The 20,226-nt window shown below is 66.0% G+C and carries 17 protein-coding genes and 2 tRNA genes; 9 read left to right on the forward strand and 10 right to left on the reverse strand.

The features are described from left to right. Positions 1 to 42 precede the first annotated feature (42 nt). Positions 43 to 660 (reverse strand): hypothetical protein, encoded by a 618-nt coding sequence (locus tag ACW17V_RS08015; protein WP_492108320.1) that lies wholly within the window; start codon positions 658 to 660, stop codon positions 43 to 45. Positions 661 to 891: 231 nt separating this feature from the next. Between ACW17V_RS08015 and ACW17V_RS08020 the strand changes: the two genes are divergently transcribed. Together ACW17V_RS08020 and gatB are read left to right on the forward strand one after the other, a co-directional pair. After that, positions 892 to 1,284, forward strand: a complete 393-nt coding sequence (locus ACW17V_RS08020; protein WP_492108321.1) for an endonuclease domain-containing protein — start codon at positions 892 to 894, stop codon at positions 1,282 to 1,284. Beyond that, entirely contained in the window at positions 1,277 to 2,776 is a 1,500-nt protein-coding gene (gene gatB, locus ACW17V_RS08025) for an Asp-tRNA(Asn)/Glu-tRNA(Gln) amidotransferase subunit GatB (RefSeq protein WP_492108322.1), read from the forward strand. The genes ACW17V_RS08020 and gatB overlap by 8 nt, the downstream gene beginning before the upstream one ends. A 67-nt stretch (positions 2,777 to 2,843) precedes the next feature. On the opposite strand, the gene ACW17V_RS08030 is transcribed toward gatB, so the two are convergent. Further along, a complete protein-coding gene (locus tag ACW17V_RS08030) occupies positions 2,844 to 3,338 on the reverse strand; it encodes an RcnB family protein (protein ID WP_492108323.1) in 495 nt (164 codons plus the stop codon). Between the two features lie 691 nt (positions 3,339 to 4,029). Between ACW17V_RS08030 and ACW17V_RS08035 the strand changes: the two genes are divergently transcribed. Then, a complete protein-coding gene (locus ACW17V_RS08035; RefSeq protein WP_419255832.1) occupies positions 4,030 to 4,302 on the forward strand; it encodes an SEL1-like repeat protein in 273 nt (90 codons plus the stop codon). 45 nt (positions 4,303 to 4,347) lie between these two features. Here ACW17V_RS08035 and ACW17V_RS08040 read toward each other — a convergent pair whose 3' ends face one another. Next, positions 4,348 to 5,091, reverse strand: a complete 744-nt coding sequence (locus ACW17V_RS08040; RefSeq protein ID WP_492108324.1) for a polysaccharide biosynthesis/export family protein — start codon at positions 5,089 to 5,091, stop codon at positions 4,348 to 4,350. Between the two features lie 85 nt (positions 5,092 to 5,176). On the opposite strand from ACW17V_RS08040, the gene ACW17V_RS08045 reads away from it, so the two are divergent. The 4 genes from ACW17V_RS08045 (at position 5,177) to ACW17V_RS08060 (ending at position 9,908) form a co-directional block, all read left to right on the forward strand. Further along, a complete protein-coding gene (locus ACW17V_RS08045; protein ID WP_492108325.1) occupies positions 5,177 to 6,682 on the forward strand; it encodes a GumC family protein in 1,506 nt (501 codons plus the stop codon). 223 nt (positions 6,683 to 6,905) lie between these two features. After that, positions 6,906 to 7,478, forward strand: coding sequence for a sugar kinase (locus tag ACW17V_RS08050; protein WP_492108326.1), 573 nt, complete (start codon positions 6,906 to 6,908; stop codon positions 7,476 to 7,478). 62 nt (positions 7,479 to 7,540) lie between these two features. Beyond that, the gene (locus ACW17V_RS08055) at positions 7,541 to 8,719 is read left to right on the forward strand and encodes an O-antigen ligase family protein (protein WP_492108755.1); all 1,179 of its coding nucleotides are present in this window, start codon (positions 7,541 to 7,543) and stop codon (positions 8,717 to 8,719) included. A gap of 187 nt (positions 8,720 to 8,906) precedes the next feature. Next, positions 8,907 to 9,908 carry a sterol desaturase family protein gene (locus ACW17V_RS08060; protein ID WP_492108327.1) on the forward strand — a complete coding sequence of 334 codons (1,002 nt, stop codon included), beginning with the start codon at positions 8,907 to 8,909 and terminating at the stop codon, positions 9,906 to 9,908. Between the two features lie 3 nt (positions 9,909 to 9,911). Here the strand turns inward: ACW17V_RS08060 and hfsH are convergent, their stop codons facing one another. Genes hfsH through hfsE form a run of 4 tightly spaced genes read right to left on the reverse strand, consistent with a single transcriptional unit; the run spans position 9,912 to position 14,479 of the window. Next, the gene (gene hfsH, locus ACW17V_RS08065) at positions 9,912 to 10,685 is read right to left on the reverse strand and encodes an oligosaccharide deacetylase HfsH (protein ID WP_492108328.1); all 774 of its coding nucleotides are present in this window, start codon (positions 10,683 to 10,685) and stop codon (positions 9,912 to 9,914) included. Next, positions 10,685 to 11,617 carry a polysaccharide biosynthesis protein HfsG gene (gene hfsG, locus ACW17V_RS08070; RefSeq protein WP_492108329.1) on the reverse strand — a complete coding sequence of 311 codons (933 nt, stop codon included), beginning with the start codon at positions 11,615 to 11,617 and terminating at the stop codon, positions 10,685 to 10,687. The genes hfsH and hfsG overlap by 1 nt, the downstream gene beginning before the upstream one ends. After that, the gene (gene hfsF, locus ACW17V_RS08075) at positions 11,614 to 13,056 is read right to left on the reverse strand and encodes a polysaccharide biosynthesis protein HfsF (RefSeq protein ID WP_492108330.1); all 1,443 of its coding nucleotides are present in this window, start codon (positions 13,054 to 13,056) and stop codon (positions 11,614 to 11,616) included. The genes hfsG and hfsF overlap by 4 nt, the downstream gene beginning before the upstream one ends. Positions 13,057 to 13,063: 7 nt before the next feature. Further along, positions 13,064 to 14,479: a polysaccharide biosynthesis protein HfsE gene (hfsE, locus tag ACW17V_RS08080; RefSeq protein WP_492108331.1), complete on the reverse strand. Its 1,416-nt coding sequence runs from the start codon at positions 14,477 to 14,479 to the stop codon at positions 13,064 to 13,066. A 286-nt stretch (positions 14,480 to 14,765) separates the two neighbouring features. Here hfsE and ACW17V_RS08085 point away from each other — a divergent pair. Then, a tRNA-Ser gene (locus tag ACW17V_RS08085) sits at positions 14,766 to 14,856 on the forward strand. An 80-nt stretch (positions 14,857 to 14,936) separates the two neighbouring features. On the opposite strand, the gene ACW17V_RS08090 is transcribed toward ACW17V_RS08085, so the two are convergent. After that, entirely contained in the window at positions 14,937 to 16,895 is a 1,959-nt protein-coding gene (locus ACW17V_RS08090; protein ID WP_492108332.1) for a transglycosylase domain-containing protein, read from the reverse strand. Positions 16,896 to 17,237: 342 nt separating this feature from the next. On the opposite strand from ACW17V_RS08090, the gene ACW17V_RS08095 reads away from it, so the two are divergent. Then, the gene (locus ACW17V_RS08095; RefSeq protein WP_492108333.1) at positions 17,238 to 17,603 is read left to right on the forward strand and encodes a hypothetical protein; all 366 of its coding nucleotides are present in this window, start codon (positions 17,238 to 17,240) and stop codon (positions 17,601 to 17,603) included. A gap of 157 nt (positions 17,604 to 17,760) precedes the next feature. Here ACW17V_RS08095 and ACW17V_RS08100 read toward each other — a convergent pair. Next, positions 17,761 to 17,834 (reverse strand) — tRNA-Cys (locus tag ACW17V_RS08100). A 484-nt stretch (positions 17,835 to 18,318) separates the two neighbouring features. Beyond that, a complete protein-coding gene (locus tag ACW17V_RS08105) occupies positions 18,319 to 20,115 on the reverse strand; it encodes a phosphoenolpyruvate carboxykinase (GTP) (protein WP_492108334.1) in 1,797 nt (598 codons plus the stop codon). Positions 20,116 to 20,226: the final 111 nt, after the last annotated feature.

The raw sequence follows: 20,226 nt of genomic DNA on the forward strand, positions 1-20,226 counted from the left end.
GGGCGGCTCCGCGAGGAGCCGCCCTTCTTCGTTACGCGAGACTTACTGGGGGACGACCGGCGTGAGTGGCGTCGGCGCCGGGGCGGGGGCCGCGGCCACCGGAGCGGCGATCACGACGGGCGCCGGCTCGGCCGCGACTACCGGTGCGGGCGCGGCGACCGTGGCGCTGACGTTCGACGAGGCCGAACTGGCGTCGGGGGTCGTCACCGCTGCGGCCGGCGCTGCGCGGCGAGCAACTGCAGCGCGGGGCGCCGCGCGAACCGGGGCAGGGGCGGCGCGAGCGGCAGGCTCAAGGGCGGCCGTTTCGACCGGCTCCGGGATCGGCATGGCGGCGGGCGCCAGCGGGGGGCTCAGCGGGGCCGTATCGGTAACGGCCATCTGGGCGGGCTGTTGCGTGTCGGTCGGGGTCTGGGCCGGATTGGCCATCATCGCCCAGGCGATCGCGCCTGCGGCGACCAGTACGACCGGCGCGCCAACCAGCAGCGCCATGTTGTTGGAAGCCTTCTTGGCGGGCTTGCGGGCATAGATCGGCGCGGCGGGGAACATGGATGAAGCATCCGTCGCGGCGGAAACCGGCGCGGACTGGATCGGCACGCGCTGACGACGCGTTTCGACAGTGTCAATCGAGTCCAGATTCAAGGTCTGACTAAAAGCGGGCATGATGTCCTCCTCAGCTTTATTTCTCGCTGAAGGTAACCGCTCGGCGTCGTGGAGGTTCCGGCGGACCAGGAATGGCGCCGTTTCTGACAAGAAGGCGCCTTAGTCGTTTCGGGATCGCATCAAGGTTGTATTTGTGCGTTCCCTCCCCTTTATGGGGAGGGTGGCCGCGAAGCGGTCGGGTGGGGTCTGCGGCGCATGGGTGTGAAAGAAGCGAGAGCCTTTCGAAAAACCATGAGCGGACAGGAAGTGCGCTTGTGGGTTCGACTTAGGCGACTCCGAGCCGAAGGGTTTCATTTCAGGAGACAAGCCCCATTCCGGCGCTACATCCTCGATTTCGTCTGCTTCAATCGGCGCCTCGTGGTCGAGGTTGATGGGCCGCATCATCAAGAAGGCGAACAGCCTCTTCGAGACGATTTCCGCGACGAGGTTCTGCGTTATGAGGGCTTTCAGACCTTGCGATTTTCGACCCGTAAGGTGCATGAGGAGATCGACGTCGTCATGGATGTGATTTGTCACGCTCTTGACGCCGTAAGCCCCACCCGGCCGCTGCGCGGCCACCCTCCCCATGAAGGGGAGGGACGACAACCTCGCTTCGTGGCGAGGGAGGAAGTACGAGATGACTGAAGCAGCTTCTTCCAAAACCATTCAAGGCCGCACCGGTCCCTGGGAAATCGTTCTCGGCCTCGAGATCCACGCCCAGGTCGCCAGCAAGTCCAAGCTGTTCTCCGGCGCTGCCGTGGGCTTTGGGGCTGGGCCGAACGAGCAGGTGAGCCTGGTGGACGCGGCCATGCCCGGCATGCTGCCGGTGCTGAACGGCTTCTGCGTCGAGCAGGCGGTCAAGACGGGTCTGGGGCTGAACGCCAAGATCAATCTGAAGAGCCGCTTCGATCGCAAGAACTACTTCTATCCCGACCTGCCGCAGGGCTATCAGATCAGCCAGTTCGACCAGCCGATCGTCGGCGAGGGCGTCATCACCGTCGAGCACGACGACGGCTCGACCTTCGAGGTGCGCATCGAGCGGCTGCACCTGGAGCAGGACGCCGGCAAGTCGCTGCACGACCAGGATCCGACCGCCACCTATGTCGATCTGAACCGCGCGGGCACGGCGCTGATGGAGATCGTCTCCAAGCCCGACATGCGCACCTCGGCGGAGGCGGCGGCCTATGTGAAGAAGATCCGCACGATCCTCGTCTATCTGGGCACCTGCGACGGCGACATGGAGAAGGGCAACCTTCGCGCCGACGTCAACGTCTCGGTCTGCCGCCCCGGCGACTACGAGAAGTTCCGCGAGACCGGCAGCTTCAGCCACCTGGGCACGCGCTGCGAGATCAAGAACGTCAACTCGTATCGCTATATCCAGCAGGCCATCGAGTATGAGGCCCGTCGCCAGATCGAGATCCTCGAAGACGGCGGCAAGATCGATCAGGAGACCCGCCTGTTCGATCCGACCAAGCTCGAGACCCGCTCGATGCGGTCCAAGGAAGAGGCGCACGACTATCGCTACTTCCCCGATCCCGACCTGCTGCCGCTGATCCTCGACGCCGCCTGGGTCAAGAAGATCGAAGAGACCCTGCCGGAGCTGCCGGACGCCAAGAAGGCGCGCCTGCAAAGCCAGTACGGCCTGTCGGCCTATGACGCCGGCGTGCTGATCATTGAGAGCGACCGCGCCGACTACTTCGAAGCCGCCGCCAAAGGCCGCGACGCCAAGCTGGTGTCCAACTGGGTGACCAACGAGCTGCTGTCCAAGCTGTCGGCCGGTGGTCACGAGATCGCGGCCTCGCCGTTGCCCGCATCGGATATCGCCCAACTGGTCGAGCTGATCGAGAACGGCACCATCTCGTCGAAGATCGCCAAGGAGGTCTTCGAGCACATGTGGGCCGGCGAGGGGCGTCCGTCCGAGATCGTCGAGAAGCGCGGTCTCGTGCAGATCAACGACACCGGCGCCATCGAGGCGGCCATCGACGCGCTGATCGCGGCCAATCCCGACAAGGCCTCGGCCGTGAAGGAAAAGCCCCAGGCCATCGGCTGGTTCGTCGGCCAGGTGATGAAGGAGACGGGCGGCAAGGCCAATCCGGCCACCGTCAACGACCTGCTGAAATCCAAGCTCGGCCTCTAACCGAGGTCTAAAGCGGCGTCCCAGCTATGGCCGGGACGCCGCGCGCCGATCTCAGGCAGACCGAGGTCTAGTTGTTGCCGATCACGTCGAAGATCAGGCCCGTGGCGATGGCCGCCAGCACATAGTCATTGCCGGTGCGGTACCAGTAGTAGCCACGGGGCGGCGGACGCAGGCGATAGCGACCGTAGTCATGCACGACATAGCCGCCACCGCGATAATAGGGGGGCAGATAGGCGCCGCGACGCCAGGTGACATAGCCGGGGCGATAGCTCGGGTGACCATAGTAGTGCGAAGGCGGCGCACCGTAGTGGAAACGGTTGCCGTAGTAGTAGCCGTTGTGGCGACCGCGATCCCAGCGGTCTTCCCGCCGATCCCAACGATCCTCGCGCCGGTCCCAGCGCCCGCCGTCATGACGCGCGTCGCGCCGGTCTTCCCTGCGGTCCCAGCGATCTTCGTGACGGTCCCAGCGGCCACGATCCTGGGCTGACGCATCGCTGGCCAAAGCGGCCATGGGGCCGGCCACCGAAGCGGCAGCGGCGATGGTGAGCAACAGACGTTTCATCTCGTCTACTCCTTGTGGTCGGGCGGGTTTCACACCGCCAAGTCCCTCGACCCTGGAAACGATCCTCCTTCAAGCCGCCTGAACCGCGCCTGAATGGCGTTGTCAGACGAACGCGCGGCTCCCAGCGGGGCTCCCTTTGAGGGTCTTCTTAGGCCGGCACGCTCTGGCCATCAGCAGGTGACAGCGCCGATTTGCTGATGGCGCGGTGCGCTACAACAGCGAGTGCAACCGTCTCTAGGGTGTGCTCGACAAGCCACGTTCACGGCAGGATTTTATCTGCGGCCAATTGTCCATTGCCGATTTCGCCGGCGGGCGGTGGGGTCTTCCCCGCAAAAGCCAGGGTGTCGTTCTGGAAGACTTCCAAAACCCGAAAGCACCGTTCCAGAGGGTCGGAGCTCGTGAAAGGCCGAAAATGGCCTCAAATCGGGGGCGAAATTGCGTTCTTTGGGTCTTCAGGCCTCGTTGAATGCGGCGGAGGAGGCCCGAAGTATGCTCTTTCGGGAGTGCGCGCGTTAACTCGCTGTATACAGGCGTTTACGCTGAGTAATACCCTTGAAGAAAGCATGTATTCGCGCCTGAATTCATGATGTTCCGGCGCTTAACTATATATTCAGCGCGGGTGGACTTTTCTGCTTCCAGGCCTGCGATCCGACAGAACGTTGGAGGGGCCTGGAAGAGGAGATGAGCCATGATGATGAGCATCGAACCCCCGCCCGCCCACGTGCTGCCGCTGCCGACCCCCGAGTCCTCCGGCGACGAACTGTTCCGCATGGGCCTGCTGTATTCGACCGGTCAGGGCGGCGCCCCTGTCGACTACGTCTCGGCGCACATGCTGTTCAACCTGGCCGCCATGCGTGGTTCGGTCGAGGCCAAGGTCTATCGCAAGGAGCTCTCGCAGGAGATGGCCAGCGAAGACGTCGCCGAAGCCCAGCGCGCCGCGCGCGAATGGCTGGCCCACGGCTGAATCCGGGTTTCCGGATTCAGCGATCCGTCTGTGCGCGGATCTAGCCTATTGGCCGACGCCGTTGACCGCGTAGCTGAAGCTGACCGGCAACAGGTCGCGGAAGTACTGCTGCATGAACAGCCCCGTCTCTGCCGCGCCGCTGCGCGGCACATAGACGATGTCGAAGCGGCGAAGCGGGATCAGGTCCACGCCGCCGCCGGGATTGGTCATTCCGCGTAGAAGATCCGCCGTACGTAGCATGGCGCGACCGTCGGGGCCGCGACGGATTATGACGACCTGGCTGCGCTTCGACGAAGTCTTGAAGCCGCCCGCCTGGATGACGGCGCGCAGCGCATCGACATCTCCGGGCATGTCGTAGACGCCCGGATTGCCGACTTCGCCGCCGACGAACACCTTGAGCGGTGTCGTGGTCTTGACCGACACCTGCACCTGGGGCCGCAAAAGCTGGCTGCCATAGGCTTCGGTGATCGCGTCCTCCAGTTCGAAGATCGTGCGATCCGCCGCCATCACCGGCCCGAGCAGGGGAAGAACGATCCGCCCGTCTGGCTGCACGATGGCGGACTTGTTGAGCTCGGTCGCCGAAGCCACCGTCACCTCGACCTCATCCCCCGGATAGAAGCGATAGGAGGGCTCTTCCTCGCTCCAGTCGGCATAGCCGATGTTGGGAAAGTTCGCGCTGGCGCGGGGAGCTGGCGTGATGGGCTCGCCGTCCACATGACCACAGGCGGTCACGCCGCCGCCCAGGAGCATGATGGCCAAGGCCGTCGAGAGATGCGTGCGCCGTTGCATGCGACAAGTCTTAACAGGAATGGGTAACGAAGCCTTAAGGGCGGGCGGACCAGTTTGAAATCGAGATTGAACCCTTCGGATTCGTATGTCGACGACGAGCGCCTGGACCAGCGTGCCGCATGACCCTCCGTCGCAACGCGACTGGGCGACGCGTGCGCGCTATGCGCCGACCGACTTCATTACCCTGCTGTGGCGTGAACGCTTCCTGATGCTGGGCGTATTTCTGATCATTGTGGTGCTGGGCTTCGCGTTCTCCACCACTCTGAAGAAGAACTACACCGCCGAATCCAGTCTCTTCGTTCGCCTCGGCCAGGAATATGTCTATGAGCCGCGGGCAGGCGACGCGGGGCGCGGCGCGGTGCCGAATGTGGATCAGGTCATCCAGTCCGAAGCCGAGATTCTGGGCAGCGGCGAACTGCGCGAACGCGTGATCCGGAAGATCGGCTTCGCCACTGTGTTTCCGTCCCAGGCCGCCAAGTATGCCGCCGCAACGCCTGAGGGTAAGCGCAAGCTAATCGCCCTGGGCCGCGACTCCGTGGGGCGCAATCTCAAGATCGAGACGGCGCCGGATAATTCCATCATTCGTCTGTCCTACCAGAACGAACATCCCGAGCTGGCCGAGAAGGTCCTCAACACTCTTCTCGAGGAATATCTGACCTACCGCCGTGGCCTGCTGATCGGCGGTGATGACCGCGTGCTGCAAAGGCAAAAGGACATCTTTGAACAAAGGCTCGAAGAGACCGACACCAGCTACCAGTCCTTTCTGACCACCAACGACATCGGCGACTTCACCTCGCAGAAGACGACGCTGACCCAGTTGCAGACTCAGGTCGAGCAGCAGAAATATTCCATCGAGGCCCAGTTGCAGGATCGTATCGCCCGACTCGCGTCGGTCGAGGCTGAACTGGCCCGCACCCCGGCCGAGACGGTGTTGTATCGCGACTCCGACACCTCCGCGGCCGCCAAGCTGAACCAGCTGAAGCTGGATCGCGAGGGTCTGCTCTCGCGCTATCGACCCGACGCCAGCCCGGTCCGTGACATCGACGCGCAGATCGCCCAACTGGAGCGAGGCATCGCCGCCGGCCGGACGGCCGGCGAAGGCGCGCGTCGCAGCGGCCCCAACCCGATCTGGCAGACCCTGCAGACCTCGCGCAACGATCTGAGCGCTGAAGTGGCGGCGCTGCGCGAGTCCCAGGCGACAGCTGTCCAGCAGGTCGCCGACGTCAACCAGCGCCTGTTGCGCCTGGCCGAGCTTGAGCCTCAGTTCAATCAACTGACCCGCGATCGTGATGTCCTGACGTCCAACGTTCGCGACTTCACCGTCAAGGAACAGCAGGATGAGGCCCAACGCCGGATGTCGTCGGAAAGCAGCGACAACATCCGTATCGTCCAGCGCGCTGTCGCGCCGTCCCAGGGCAAGAGCCTGAAGAAGCCGATCCTGGCTCTGACGATCATGTTCGCGGCCTTTACCGCGCTTTGCGCCGGACTGGTTCGGATGTTCCTGCGTCCTGGGCTCCAGACTCCAGCCTCGGCCGCGCGGACCCTCAACCTGCCTGTTCTCGCGACAGCCGGTTACAAGCGCGCGGCCTAGCCGGCGAGACCTTTTGGTGAGTGCTTTGGTCGCCTTTCGCGCGCCAGGGGAATGACGCTAGTTTGTAACTCCTGAACGCGCGGCGATTCGACGGATGGTGGATTTGAACGCCGAGATGGCGGAGTTGTGGAGCTCACTGGGCGCGCCAGCGCCTGGGCGCCCGCACGTCATCCAGGTGGTCGCCGCCCGGAGAGGCGAGGGGACCTCAACCGTCGCTCGCGAGTTGGCCCGTTTCACCGCCATGCGCGCCGGACGCAAGACCTGGCTGGTCGACATGGATCTGGCGACGTCAGCGCAGTTCCAGGCCATCTCGCTGAATCCGGAACGCTTTGGTGTGTTGGGCCCGTCGGTGGCGGCATCGCCGGACGGTTCGGCCTTCTTCACGGTGCAGCCACCCGCGCCGCGCGCCGATGGCGGAGTCTGGCCTGACGCCAAGTATCTGGCCGCCCATAGCGTGGGCGGCTCGCGCCTCTGGGTTACCCGCTTCAATCGCGACGCTCTGCGCGGACGCCAGAAGGTCCACATCATTCCCGGCGCCGAATACTGGCAGGCCCTGCGCCGCCACGCCGAGGTCATCGTTGTGGATAGTCCGTCGACGGATCGCTCCCAGGCGGCCCTGACCGTGGCCCAACACATGGACCAGACGGTGATGGTGGTTTCTGCCCAGCAACCCGACGTCAAGGCGCCGGCCCAGCTTCGCGACGCCCTGACCACGGCCGGCGGCCGCTGCGCTGGCGTGTTCTTCAACCAGGCTTCGGTGCAGCCGCCGGCTTTTCTGCGGGCGATCCTGCCGTGACGCCTTCGGGGAGGGCGCCGCTCCTCCTGCCCCAGATCGCGATCTTCTGCGCCTCGGTCGCCATGCTGCTGATCTACAGCGGCGGCTGGGAGTTGCCGCTGTTTGGCGAAAACGCTGGAGAGTCCGCCGGCGGCATCATGCGTGTCGCCTATCTGCCGGCCTATGCCGCCGGATTCCTGCTTGTTGCGCTCAATCCCCGCAACCTGATCCGTGTGCTGATCCGGCAACCCTTGCTGATCCTGCTGATGCTGATCGTGGTCGGCTCGACCTTCTGGTCGATAGCGCCTGACGTCACGACCCGTCGCGCGTTTGCCGTCAGTTGCACCACCCTAGGGGGGCTTGCCCTGGCCGCGCGCTACAAGTGGGCGCAGCTGGCTGAAGTGGTGGGGGCGGCCTTCATCGTGCTGATTGTCGCCAGCTTTGTCGTCTGTCTGGCCGTGCCGTCGATCGGCGTGATGACCGAGCTGTTCCCCGGCGCCTGGCGCGGCCTGTGGATGGAGAAGAACGCCCTCGGCGGTCTGATGGCCCTGGGTTTCTGCCTGCTATCGGCGGCCGCCCTGCTGAACCCCCAGCGCGCGAAGCTCTGGTGGCCCTTCGCGGGACTGGCGCTGGTGCTGGTGCTGATGTCGACCTCCAAGACGTCCCTGGCCTCGCTGATGGTCGGGGGCGCGGCCCTGGCCTTCGTGCTGATCGCCCGGCGCAGTCCGGCGGCCGGAGCCGCGATCACCTGGACAGGTGTGACGGGCGTGGTCCTGCTGGGCGGCTTCGTCCTGGTCGCTTCGGATGTCTTCTTCGCCCTGCTGGGCAAGGACGCCACCCTGACAGGCCGTACCGAGATCTGGAGCGCGGCCATGCGCCAGATCGAGCAGCGACCGTGGACCGGCTACGGCTACGCCGCCGTCTGGGACAACAAGTCTGGCTGGGGACCGTTCGCCTGGATCACCAAGGACGCTGGATTTCAGGCGCACCACGCGCACAATTCCTGGATCGAACAGTGGCTGGGCATGGGCATTATCGGCCTGGCGGCATGGGGGCTGTTCTATCTTCAGACCCTGACCCTGGCGATCATCGCCGTGTTCCGCGAACGGGGCGCGCTGCTCGTCTTTCCGTTCCTGGTCGTCTACACGCTGGTCTCGCTCACCGAGAGTATTGCGGTCGTCTATAATGACTTCCGCTGGGCGCTGTTCGTGGCCTTCGCCGCCAAACTGGCCTTCTCGGATCGGGAACAGGAACGCGGTTAACCGCTTCGCCGAACGAAGTTTTTAACCGCCTTGGCCTAGACCTAGCTCTGCTGACCACCAAGCGTCTCAGAAGGCGGAGCCCTCTTCAGTGAAACCCGCGGCACTTCAGGCTGATCCGGATGAACTCGTCCGGCGCCTTGCGTCGACGCCCCTTACGCGATCGTCGCGCCCTGGCTTGGCGCGGATCGTGGTGGTTCTGAGCTTTCTGGCCTACGTCGCCGCCATGGGCGCAGCCTGGTGGGCGGTGCTGCAGGTGGTTCCGGCCCACGTGTCCTTCACGGTGCTGGGCCGCACGCTCGACACGGAGTCGGCGCACGAGCACATCAACAACGCGGCCCTGATCTTTCTTCTGTTGCCGTCGGCCCTGTGGATCGAGGCCGTGGCCGTTGGCTGGTCCAACAGCTCCGCCCGCCAGTTGCTGTTCTCGCCGACGGCCTCGCTCAAGACCGATATTGCCTGCTTTTTGCTGGGGCAAGCCCACCTGCTCGACATCCTTGGTCGGATCATGATGCTCGGCGCGTCCATGATCTCGGGCGCCTGGATTCATGACTGGCTGAAGACCACCACGGGCCTGGCGATTGGTCCCGCGCCGCTGCCGTTCCTGCTGCAGGTGGTGTTCTACTTCCTCGTCTACACCTTCTTCGACTACTGGACCCACAGGCTGGACCACAGCCGACTGTTCTGGCCGCTGCATCGCTATCACCACTCAGCCTCCGACTTCGGCGTGATCACCGCTGGGCGCCAGCATCCGGCGGCCTTCACAGGCCTTTTCGTGGTCAACCTGCCGATGGCCATCCTGGGTGCGCCGGCTGACGTGATGATCTACGTCAACGTGCTGGTCGTCGGGATCGGCTTCCTGATCCACTCCAAGATCGACGCAAACTGGGGCTGGGTCGGGCGCTATGTGATCCAGTCACCCAACCACCACCGCCTGCACCACAAGCTGGACATGAGCCATCCCACCGGCCACTTCGCCGTCGCGCCGATCTGGGATCGCCTGTTTGGAACATGGTATGGCGACGCCGACGCCTCGATCGCGATCGGGGTCGACACGCCCTACAGCCATGGTCTGTTTGTGCCGCGCGACATGCTGCGCGACTACTGGCACTTCTGGATCGGCTTTTTCGGCGGTCGCAACGACGGGCCGGACTCGGACGCCAAGCTGTTTGCCGGGCGGAAGGCCGCCTAGAGGTTAGAGCCCGATACGGCGCGCGCCTTCGGCGACGGTGACCACGTCGAAGCCGGCGTTGATCGCGCCGTCGACCAGCCGCTCTAGGGCCTTTGTCGAGCAACCCCACTGCGATGGGGTCTCCGACACGTCGTGGGTGTAGAGGATCAGCCACGCCTTGCGGGCATGGGCGCGGTCCAGCCACTTCAGGGCCACGGCCTCACCGGCCTCGCCCTCGATCCCGACGGCGGGCGCCTGGTTTAGGTCCGCGCCATTGGCGATCAGGCCGTGATGCAGAGCGCGCACGGTCTTGAAGCGGCCGGCCAGCAGCGTTTTGGCGGCCGATCCGACATCCCCATAGGGGTAGGCGAAGCTGACCGGCTTCCCAGCCCCCCATGACTTCAGCGCTTCAGCGTTCTGGTCGATATCGGCGAGAGTGGCTTCCCGCGAGGCTTGACCGCAGTCCAGGTGCGAGAAGGTGTGGCAGCCGATCTCGTGGCCAGCGGCATGCAGCCGCGCGGCGTCTTCTCCCGTGGCGAAGCGACCCATGGGACCGTCGCGACCCGTCAGGCCGCCGGCGAAATAGTAGGTGCCGCGCAGGCCGCGCGCTTCCAGCACCCTGGCCCCGGCCTCGCAGGCCGTGGCGGGCGCGTCGTCGAAGCTGAACGACACCATCGGCCGCGCCAGCTTTACGCGCGCCGGGCGGCGATGGGCCAGGCGGATCAGGCGACGACGAAGCTTGCCCCTCAGGGTGCGATCCGGCTCGTAGGCGTCGACCTTGTCGTGAGAGATTTGCATCAGACGGCCTCGCAATAGAGAGCGGCGCGATAGAGCCGCATGGCGAAGGCGCGCAGGCGGATAGGCGCGGCCTCATTGAGGGCGAAGGCCTTCAGCATCGGTCGCCAGATGCCGCGCGCGGGCAAGGACTTCAGAGCCCTGGCGACCTTGTAGCTGGGATAGGCGCTGACGATATCGCGGTGGGCGCTGACGACCCGCGCGAAGTTGGACGCCGACTGCTCGTACTTGGCGGCCATGGCCGGAGCGGTGTCGAGGCCCAGATGGGTCGCCGAATTGTCGATATGCAGGATCGGGTGATCGCGGCCCACCCGCATGGCCCACTCAACGTCTTCCCAGCCCCAGCCGGTAAAGCCCTCGTCGAACGCCACCGTCTCGAAGACGTCGCGACGGACCAGCAGGTTGGACGTGAAGACATGCTTCTCGGGCGATCGGGCGCGCTCGGGCGCCGGGGTGCAATCGCTCTTCAGCGCCATGGCCCGGTGCAATTCATGCTCGGGTCGCCGCGGCGTCTGGTCCAGGGTGAAGCCGCCAAAGGCGATGGGCGTGTTCTCGCCCTCCGCCAGGGCCGCCCAGCGGGCCAGGAAGTTCTCGGGATCGGGCAGCATGTCGCTGTCGAGGAACAGGAAGTGACCGGCGCGTGCGTGACTGGCCAGACGGTTGCGGCCCTTGGCGCGCCCTTCGTTGGACGTTAGTCGAATGAACCGCGCGGGCAGGCGCAGACGCTCGATCCGGCCCGCGATCCGCTTGGCCAGGGCCTCGTCGCCGCTGCCGTCATCCAGCACGATGATCTCCGCCCGCGCCATGGGATCGTCCAGCCTCTTGAGCAGGGCCGATGGATCGTCACGGAAGGTCGGAATCAGCACCGACAGTCGCGGAGCGGCGTTCGCCCACAGGGCGTTGTCGACGATGACCGCGTTGGCCGTGGAGGTCATGCTGGACGCGCCTTTCGCCGGGCAAGACCGGAAAGCTTGCCACGCAGACCGTCTATATTGAGTCCCAGCGCCACGCCGCCGTAGACAGCGGCCCCTACGGAAGCTTTCAGGATCAGTTCAAGAATTCCGCCCGGCGAAGGCAGGATCAGCACCGCCGCGGCCATCAGCAGGCAGGCGCCGCCCGCCTTGGCCAGAGTGTCCCACGGGATGGGCAGGGGCTGGGCGCTGCGGCCCAGGGCCCAGGCGGCCACCGCTCCGACGCCGTAGCTGACGGTTGTCGCCCACAGGGCGCCGTTCAGTCCGAACCGGGGGATCAGCAGCAGGTTCAGGATCAGGTTGGCCAGCGCGGGAATGGCCATGGCGGCGATCAGCATGGGCGTGCGGCGGCCCAGGGTGAAAGCCTGCAGCAGATAGTAGGTCGTGACACCCGACAGCCAGCCGCTGGCGGCGATCCATGGCACGACCTGAATGGCGCCGCCGCGCAGGGACTCGCCGACCATCAGTTCCACCAGAGACGGGGCGACCAGGGCCAGTCCGACAGCGGCCGGCAGGGTCAGCAGGATCATGAACGAGGCCTGTTCTCGCGCGGCGCTCTTGAGGGCCGCTGGGCCCTCGCGCTCCAGCGCCGCGACCAAGGCCGGTCCGCCCGCCATGCCCAGCCAGATGAAGACGACATCCAGGGTGCGGCTGCCCAGCGAATAGCCGGCGTGATAGACGCCGACCGTGGCCTCGCCCAGATAGGCGGCCAGCAGGAAGCGGTCGGTGGTCGACAACACGAGCGCCAGGATCAGGGATAGCGCCACGGGCGCCCCGTAGGTCGCGTAGTCGCGGGCCATGGCGCGGTCGAAGCGACCGCCCCGCATCCGTCCGAGGTCGGCGGGCAACACGAAAACCAGACACAGGAGCGAGATCGCGCCCATGCCCAGCAACGGCGCCGCGCCGCCCAGACCCACAAGGGCAAGGATCAGGCCCAGCACGAAGCCGCCGACCGTCTGGACGATATCAAGCAGCGCCGCGCCCGAGACTTCTCCGGCCGCCCGCCGGCGTTCCTGCGACAGCTTGGTCAGGCTCTTGACGACCACGGCGGCGAAAGCGGCCGCCAGCGCGACCTTCATCGGCGCGGCTAGAGGCAGGATGTAGAGGACGATGCCGGCGATCACCGGTGTCGCCAGGGCGCAGGCTCCCCACAACCGATAGAGCGTGGCGAAATGATCAGGCAGTCGGCCATCCTCCGCGCGCGCCGCGAAGAAACGAGCCATGGCCGCCTCGGTCCAGGTCAGCAGGACGGTCTGGGTCAGGCTGAGCGCCGAGAAGGCGAGGGCGTAAGCGCCATATTCCTCGGGCGACAGCACCCGCGTGAACAGGACGATGGTCAGCAGACCTACCACGCCCTGGGCGATATTGACCGGCAGGTAGCCGAGAACGCCGCGCCAGAACATCGCCGCCTCAGCGCACCGCCGACCGATCCCCGAGCAGGCAGGGGATGGTCATGGCGATGATATAGACGTCCAGCCAGAACGACTGTCGTTCGATGTAGTCGACGTCGAGCGCGACCCGCTCGCGCACCAGTTCGGGCGTATCGACCGGCCCGCGCGAGCCGTTGATCGCCGCCCAGCCGGTGACGCCGGGCTTCATGCGGTGACGATGGGCGTACTGCTCGACCAGCTTGGCCGACTCGACGTCGCCGGTCTTCATGCCCACGGCATGCGGCCGGGGGCCGACGATCGACATCTCGCCGCGCAGCACGTTGAACAGCTGGGGCAACTCGTCGAGGCTGGTCTTTCGGATGAACTTGCCGACCTTGGTCACCCGGTCGTCATTGGCGCTGATCTGGCGCGCCGCGCGGGCGTCGGCCATTTCGTGGCGCATCGAGCGGAACTTCCAGACGAGGATTTCCTCGTTGTTGAAGCCATGGCGACGCTGACGGAAGAAGATCGGGCCGGGGCTGTCGAGGCGCACGGCGACCGCGACAATGGCCATGACCGGGGCCGCCACGATCAGGCCGCCAACGCCGACGACGAGGTCCTGGATGCGCTTGATCAGCGCCTTGCGGGCATTGGTCGGTGCGCTGGACAGATCGGCCAACGCCGCGTCCGCGATGCGGGAGATCGCCGCGTCGCTGTCGGCGTCCCGACCGACATCGACGAACAGGCTGATGGGATTGGGCAGAACGCCAAGCTTTTCGACCAGCTGCCGCACGCGGCCCTGCGCCGTCGAGGTCACGGTGATCACGACGCGATCGACATAGGGCATGACGCGATGGTCGATCAGGGCCGAGGTGTCGCCCAGCACCGGCACGCCAAGCAGGTTCTCCGGTGCGCGATCAAGGCGATCGTCAAAGATTCCCAGGACATTGACCTCGCCGGTGCGCAGGGCGGCCTCAATCAGGTGCTGGGCGTTGGCGGTCGCGCCGACCACGACGATGTTCGGCGTCAGACGACCCTGCCTGCGCCCGTGGGCGATCAGGCTCCACCACCCGGCATGAAGCGCCATGACGACGGGCGCCAAGCCCATGAAGGCCAGGACCGGGAAGGATCTGTTGGTGGGCAGGGCTGGCCAGGCGGTGTTCACGGCCAGAACAACGGTGGCCGCGGCCCCGAAAGCGGCCAGGACGCGCAGCAGATGGCGGGGCAGGGGCTCGCGCCGGGCGAAGACATAGGCGTCCAGCGCGCGCAGCGACAGGAGCAGCGCTACGAACCCAGCAGCCAGCGCCGCGCCGGCGTTCACGCTCAGCAGGGCGGCTCCGGAGCGATGGGACTGAACCACGAAAATGGCGATGCAGAACCCGGCGGCGGTCAGCGCATCGACGCCCCGAAAGGCGCGCGCCAGCGAGCGGGCCTCGATGCGGGCGCGTGCCGGCACCAATTGTTCAGGACGAAAAGGACCGCGCCTTGCGCTGGAAGGAGAGCGCCGCGCCGACCTGTCGCGCCCCGGAGCGGAGGGCGATTCCCCCTCCGACGCAGAGCCCGGGTTCGTGGCGTTCAGGGCCGGGGGATCACGTGTGATGGCGGGCGACATGAGACTCTGAACCGGTAAAACAGCGTTCAGGCTAGCGACGCCGTCTGAGCTTCACGTTAACGCACCGATTTCCTTCCACGCCTGATTGTCATGTCGTCACGAACAGGCTATCCAGCCGCTCCTCTCAGGAGGAGACGTGGCCGAGAGGCTGAAGGCACCGCTTTGCTAAAGCGGCATACCCCAAAAGGGTATCGAGGGTTCGAATCCCTCCGTCTCCGCCAACTTCCATTTTTCTTGGATGCTGGCCCTTTCGGGGCGACCAGGCTCGCGAGCGCCTCCCGGCGGCACGGCCGGAAACTCACTAGTCTTGGCGCGTCAGGTCGACTTGCGACGCAGGCGCAGGCTGCGTGGGAATGGCTGGATCGCTGGTCTCAGGAATAGGCCCCGTCGGCGGCTCGGCTGCGGGCGCGGTGAGCGGGTCAGCGGGAACGGCCTCGATCAGGGGGATAGCCTCGGCGTCGACCTCTTTCACGGGCGCCGGAGCTCCAATCGCAAAGCTCATGAAATCCCGCCAGATGCGGGCCGGCGCGCCGCCGCCGACCACGCCGCGCATCGGGGAGTTGTCGTCATTGCCCAGCCAGACTCCGACGACAAGGTCGCCGATATAGCCGACGAAGAGAGCGTCTCTGTAGCCCTGGGTCGTGCCGGTCTTGCCAAAGGCGCCAGGCAGGGCCGCCTCGAAACCGGTGCCCCGGTGGACGGCCGAGCGAAGCATGTCGCGCATGCCGGCCAGCTCGGCCTTGCCCAGCGGCTTGGCGGCGCGGGGCGCGCGCCAGTTGGCTAGCCCGTGGGGCGTGATTGGCGCCTTGCCGGCGGCGATGGCCGCATAGGCGCCCGTCAGTTGAACCAGACTCATCGGGCCGGTGCCCAGGGCCAGGGTGAGGTCTTCCGGGACCGGCTCGTCGACGCCAAGAGCGCGCACGACCCTGACGATGTCGTCGCGCCCCACCTGCTGGGCCAGACGCACGGCGGCGACATTTGAGGAGCCGGCGAAGGCGGTGATCAACGGCACCGTACGTCCGGCATACTTGCCTTCGTGGTTCCGGGGGCTCCAGCCCTGCACCTCAACCGGCGCGTCCAGGATCGGGCTGGTGATGGTCGCGCCCTCGCGTAGCGCGGCGAAATAGACGAATAGCTTGAAGGCCGAACCGGGCTGACGCCCGGCGTCGGCGCGATTGAACTGGCTCAGGCCGTAGTCGCGGCCCCCCACCATGGCGACGACCTCGCCGTTGGTGCGCATGGCGACAAGCGCGCCCTGGTTAATGTTCAGCGCCCGGCCCTCCTGGGCGAGGGCTCGAGCCAGGATCTTCTCGGCGCCGGCCTGGAGGCGGGGATCCAGGGTGGTGGTGATCGAGGTCACGCCATAGCGGCGCGGGGCGGCGGCGCGGGCCTGCGGCATGACCCAGTCGGCGAAGTATGAGCCGGTCGGTATCCGGGTGCGCGGGGCGATGACGATCCGGCGTCGGGCTTCCTGGCGGGCCTGGCGCTCCGTGATGGCGCCGGTTTCAGCCATGGCCGCCAGCACCGCGCGCATCCGCAGCCGCGCCCCGGCCAGATTCTCGCTGGGGGCCAGACGGGAAGGGGCCTTCACTAGGCCCGCGAGCATGGCCGCTTCGCCGATCGACAGAGCTTCGGGAGGCTTGTTGAAGTATTGCCGCGATGCGGCGCGCAGCCCAAAGGCGCCCTGCCCGAAATAGACCGACGAGAGGTAGCGCGACAGGATTTCGTCCTTGGAGAGGCGCGCCTCAAGATAGAGGGCGATCGTCGCTTCCTGGACCTTGCGTCGCAAGGTTCGGTCGTTGGTCAGGAAGGCGTTCTTGGCCAGCTGCTGGGTGATCGTCGAGCCGCCTTCGGAGACGCCGCCGGCCTGGGCGTTGGCGCCCAGGGCTCGGGCGATGGCCTTGGGGTCAAGGCCCATGTGACGATAGAAGCGGCGGTCCTCGATGGCGACGAAGGCGGCGGGGACATGCGGCGGCAGGGCGGAAGCCACGATCGGGCCTTCCTTGTAGGACCCGCGCCGGGCGATCGGCGCGCCGTCGGCGGCGAGGAGCACCAGGGTGGGGCTTTCGACCGGTTCCAGGGCGCGGCCAAGCGGCAGGGACCACAGCAGCGAGGCCAGACCCGCGACCGCCAGGATCGCAAGCGCGACAGCAATCCCCAGCCATGGCCGCTTCCAGAGCGCGGGTTTGGGCTCTCCGGGGCGGACACCGCCCAGCCAGGCCGCCGTCAAGCGCACCACTTGCAGTGACTTGCTCGCCACGGGTTGCGCCAGGGTTTGGCAGCGCTCGAAGGACGCGCGCGTGCGCGCCCAGGCGACGGTCGCCAGATGATGAGCTTTCGCGGCCAGATCCATGGCGCCGACATAGCCTTCGGCGCAGCCGTCGACCAGCCTGCGGTTGTCGATCCTGATGCGTCGCCACGCCGCCGATCATCGGACCGAGGGCTTTGGCGCCTTCCAGGGCGCGCGGTAGCCGCGTGATTTGCATTTCGCAGAAGGCAGGAACGGTTTGGGCCAGCACGGGTTGAGATCAGGTCGTCGCGGGTCGCAGTCGCGGCGAAGTTCAACACGGCGCGCCTGGCGCGCCCCAATCGGGATCAGGACATGGACGATCAATTGAACGGCGCGCTGGAGATTGGCGCGGGGCGCGCTCAGGGCGCCGCAGGCGCTCTGGCGGGCGACACCGGCGCCCAGGTCAAGGGCAAGCTCAAGGAAGCGGCCGGTTCGGCCAAGCGAGCGATGGGTCAACTGAAGGCCGTCGCCAATGACGCTCTGGGCGATGCCCAGCATCGCGCGCATGACGCGGCGCTGCAGGCGCGTGATCAGGCCAAGGATCGTCTGGCCCAGGCGGAGACCTATGTCAGGGACAAGCCGGGCCCGGCTCTGGCCATAGCCTTGGCGATCGGTCTGGGTCTGGGTCTGATCCTGCGCGGGTCCAGCACTCGCACGGTCTATCTTCGCGGCCGCTGAAGACGATACTCGAAATTGCCAGCAAGGCGCGGCTGAAGTTCGGCCGCGCCGACCGCTGGGGCGATCGGGAATATGAGGAGGTTGCTGCGCGCTGCGCCCACAGGCTGGCAACGTGCGCGCGTGGCCGAAAGGTGCGTACTCGGCGAAGAAAGTTGTTTGGAGGCCCGGCCCGGAATCGAACCGGGGTAAACGGATTTGCAATCCGGCGCGTAACCACTCCGCCACCGGGCCATCCGGGGTCAACGCAGAGAGCGTTGGCGAAGAGGACGGTTCGATACAGGACTGGCGCGTGAGCCGCAACAGCCTGATGGCGACTATTGTCTATTGCCCACAGATCAGACCGCAGACGCCTGTTTTGGCGTGGCGCTACAGATAGCCGCTAACCGGAGCCTAAAGGCGCGATCTGGCTAGTCCCGAAAATAGCGATGATTGCGACCGCGCTTCAGCAGGCGGTTGACCTGAGCCTCTACGCTTGGCCAGGCCAAGAGCAGCACAAACCCGATGATGACGACGGCGGCTAGGATGGGCACAGGAGACTCCGGCTCTGAAGCTAGGCCTATCCCGGCTGTTCCCCCATCAAGTCTTGAAGCATGCGCGTGTCCGCATCCTTGATCGGGAGGCTAGGCGCGACACGGCGAAACTCAAGCCAAAAACCCGTTACCGGTTTGCCGCTGGCTGGCCGCGGGTCGCCCGACCGGGCGACCCGCAGTGTAGGCTAGGCGCTTTCCAGAGTCCGGCTTTCCACGACGACGGGCGTCAGCCGCCGGGTCAGCGCTTCAAGCTGTGCGTAGAGCGCTTGCGGCACGCGGGCGCCGAGACGCTTGTAGGCGTCCAGGGTCAGAGCGGCTTCTTCCAGCCAGATCTCTCGATCTACGGTCAGCAGCAGATTGAGGGCGGCTTCGTCGAGTCCCAAGCCGGAGACGTCCAGCGCGCCAGGGGCAGGCAGCCGGCCGATCGGGCTGTCGGCGGCTTCGGCTTCGCCCTCAAGTCGCTCGACAATCCACTTCAGAACGCGGGCGTTCTCGCCGTAGCCGGGCCAGACGAACTTGCCGGTCTCGTCCTTGCGGAACCAGTTGACGAAATAGATGCGCGGCAGTTTGGCGGGATCAGCGCCAGCTCCGACCTTCAGCCAGTGACTGAAATAGTCGCCCATGTTGTAGCCGCAGAAGGGCAGCATGGCGAAAGGATCGCGGCGCAGTTCGCCGATCTTGCCTTCGGCCGCGGCCGTGCCCTCCGAGGCCACGTTCGAGGCCAGGAATACGCCATGCTCCCAGTCAAAGGCCTCGGTGACCAGCGGTACGGCCGAAGCGCGGCGGCCGCCGAACAGGATGGCCGAGATTGGCACGCCGGCCGGATCTTCCCACTCGTCGGCGATGACTGGGCACTGGCTGGCCGGTACCGCGAAGCGGGCGTTTGGATGGGCGGCAGGCTCGCCCATGGCGGGGCTCCAGGCCCGGCCCTTCCAGTCGGTCAGACCTTCGGGCGGGGTGGGCGTGAGGCCTTCCCACCAGACGTCGCCATCCGCCGTGAGGGCGACATTGGTGTAGATGCAGTTGGCGTGCAGGGTGTCGATGGCGTTGCGGTTGGTCAGCACCCCGGTGCCGGGAGCCACGCCGAAGAAGCCCGCTTCGGGATTGATCGCATGGAGTCGCCCGTCGGCTCCGAACCGCATCCAGCAGATGTCATCGCCGATCGTTTCGGCCTTCCAGCCGGGCAGGGTGGGCTGCAGCATGGCCATGTTGGTCTTGCCGCAGGCGCTGGGGAAGGCGGCGGCGACGTAGCGAACCTTGCCGGCCGGCGAGGTCAGCTTGAGGATCAGCATGTGCTCGGCCAGCCAGCCTTCGTCGCGGGCCATGACCGAAGCGATGCGCAGCGCGTAGCACTTCTTGCCCAGAAGGGCGTTACCGCCATAGCCCGAGCCGTAGGACCAGATTTCCCGGCTTTCCGGGAAATGGACAATGTACTTGTCGTCGTTGCAGGGCCAGGCGACGTCAGCCTGACCGTCTTCAAGCGGCGCACCCAGGGTGTGAAGGGCTGGCACGAAGAAGCCGTCGTCACCCAGAGCGTCCAGCGCGGCCTTACCCATGCGCGTCATCACCCGCATCGACACGGCGACATAGGCGCTGTCGGTAATCTCCACGCCCAGGGCGCTGATGGGCGAGCCGACCGGGCCCATCGAGAACGGCACGACATACATGGTGCGGCCGCGCATACAGCCGTCGAACAGGTCGTTCAGGGTGGCGCGCATTTCGACGGGGTCGCGCCAGTTGTTGGTCGGGCCGGCGTCTTCCTGATCCTGTGAACAGATGAAGGTGCGGCTCTCGACCCGGGCGACGTCTCGCGGGTCCGAGGCGGCGTAAAACGAATTGGGGCGGAGCTCAGGGTTCAGGCGTTTGAGCGTACCTGAGGCGATCAGTTCGCCCGTCAGCTGTTCCCATTCAGCGTCGGAGCCGTCGCACCAATGAATGGCCTTGGGTTTGGTCAGGGCGGCGACTTCGTTGACCCATGTCACGAGACGCGCGTGTTTGGTCGGGGGCGCCACGGCGCCTGGCCCTTCATTTTGCATTGCTCATCCTGCCTGCGCATTTTGGCGAAACTATTGTTCGCCTTGATTGCGAGTATA

This window comes from Caulobacter sp. FV2ye17ST, from assembly GCF_058680955.1.

Coding starts and splice junctions, on each gene's coding strand:
- ACW17V_RS08040 (WP_492108324.1), bottom strand. CDS start 5,091: ATGCAACGGCGCACGCATCTCTCGACGGCCTTGGCCATCATGCTCCTG.
- hfsF (WP_492108330.1), bottom strand. CDS start 13,056: ATGTTCTGGCGCGGCGTTCTCGGCTACCTGCCGGTCAATATCGCCCAG.
- ACW17V_RS08020 (WP_492108321.1), top strand. CDS start 892: ATGAGCGGACAGGAAGTGCGCTTGTGGGTTCGACTTAGGCGACTCCGA.
- ACW17V_RS08035 (WP_419255832.1), top strand. CDS start 4,030: ATGATGAGCATCGAACCCCCGCCCGCCCACGTGCTGCCGCTGCCGACC.
- gatB (WP_492108322.1), top strand. CDS start 1,277: ATGACTGAAGCAGCTTCTTCCAAAACCATTCAAGGCCGCACCGGTCCC.
- hfsH (WP_492108328.1), bottom strand. CDS start 10,685: ATGCAAATCTCTCACGACAAGGTCGACGCCTACGAGCCGGATCGCACC.
- ACW17V_RS08045 (WP_492108325.1), top strand. CDS start 5,177: ATGTCGACGACGAGCGCCTGGACCAGCGTGCCGCATGACCCTCCGTCG.
- ACW17V_RS08055 (WP_492108755.1), top strand. CDS start 7,541: ATGCTGCTGATCTACAGCGGCGGCTGGGAGTTGCCGCTGTTTGGCGAA.
- ACW17V_RS08095 (WP_492108333.1), top strand. CDS start 17,238: ATGGACGATCAATTGAACGGCGCGCTGGAGATTGGCGCGGGGCGCGCT.
- ACW17V_RS08030 (WP_492108323.1), bottom strand. CDS start 3,338: ATGAAACGTCTGTTGCTCACCATCGCCGCTGCCGCTTCGGTGGCCGGC.
- hfsG (WP_492108329.1), bottom strand. CDS start 11,617: ATGACCTCCACGGCCAACGCGGTCATCGTCGACAACGCCCTGTGGGCG.
- ACW17V_RS08015 (WP_492108320.1), bottom strand. CDS start 660: ATGCCCGCTTTTAGTCAGACCTTGAATCTGGACTCGATTGACACTGTC.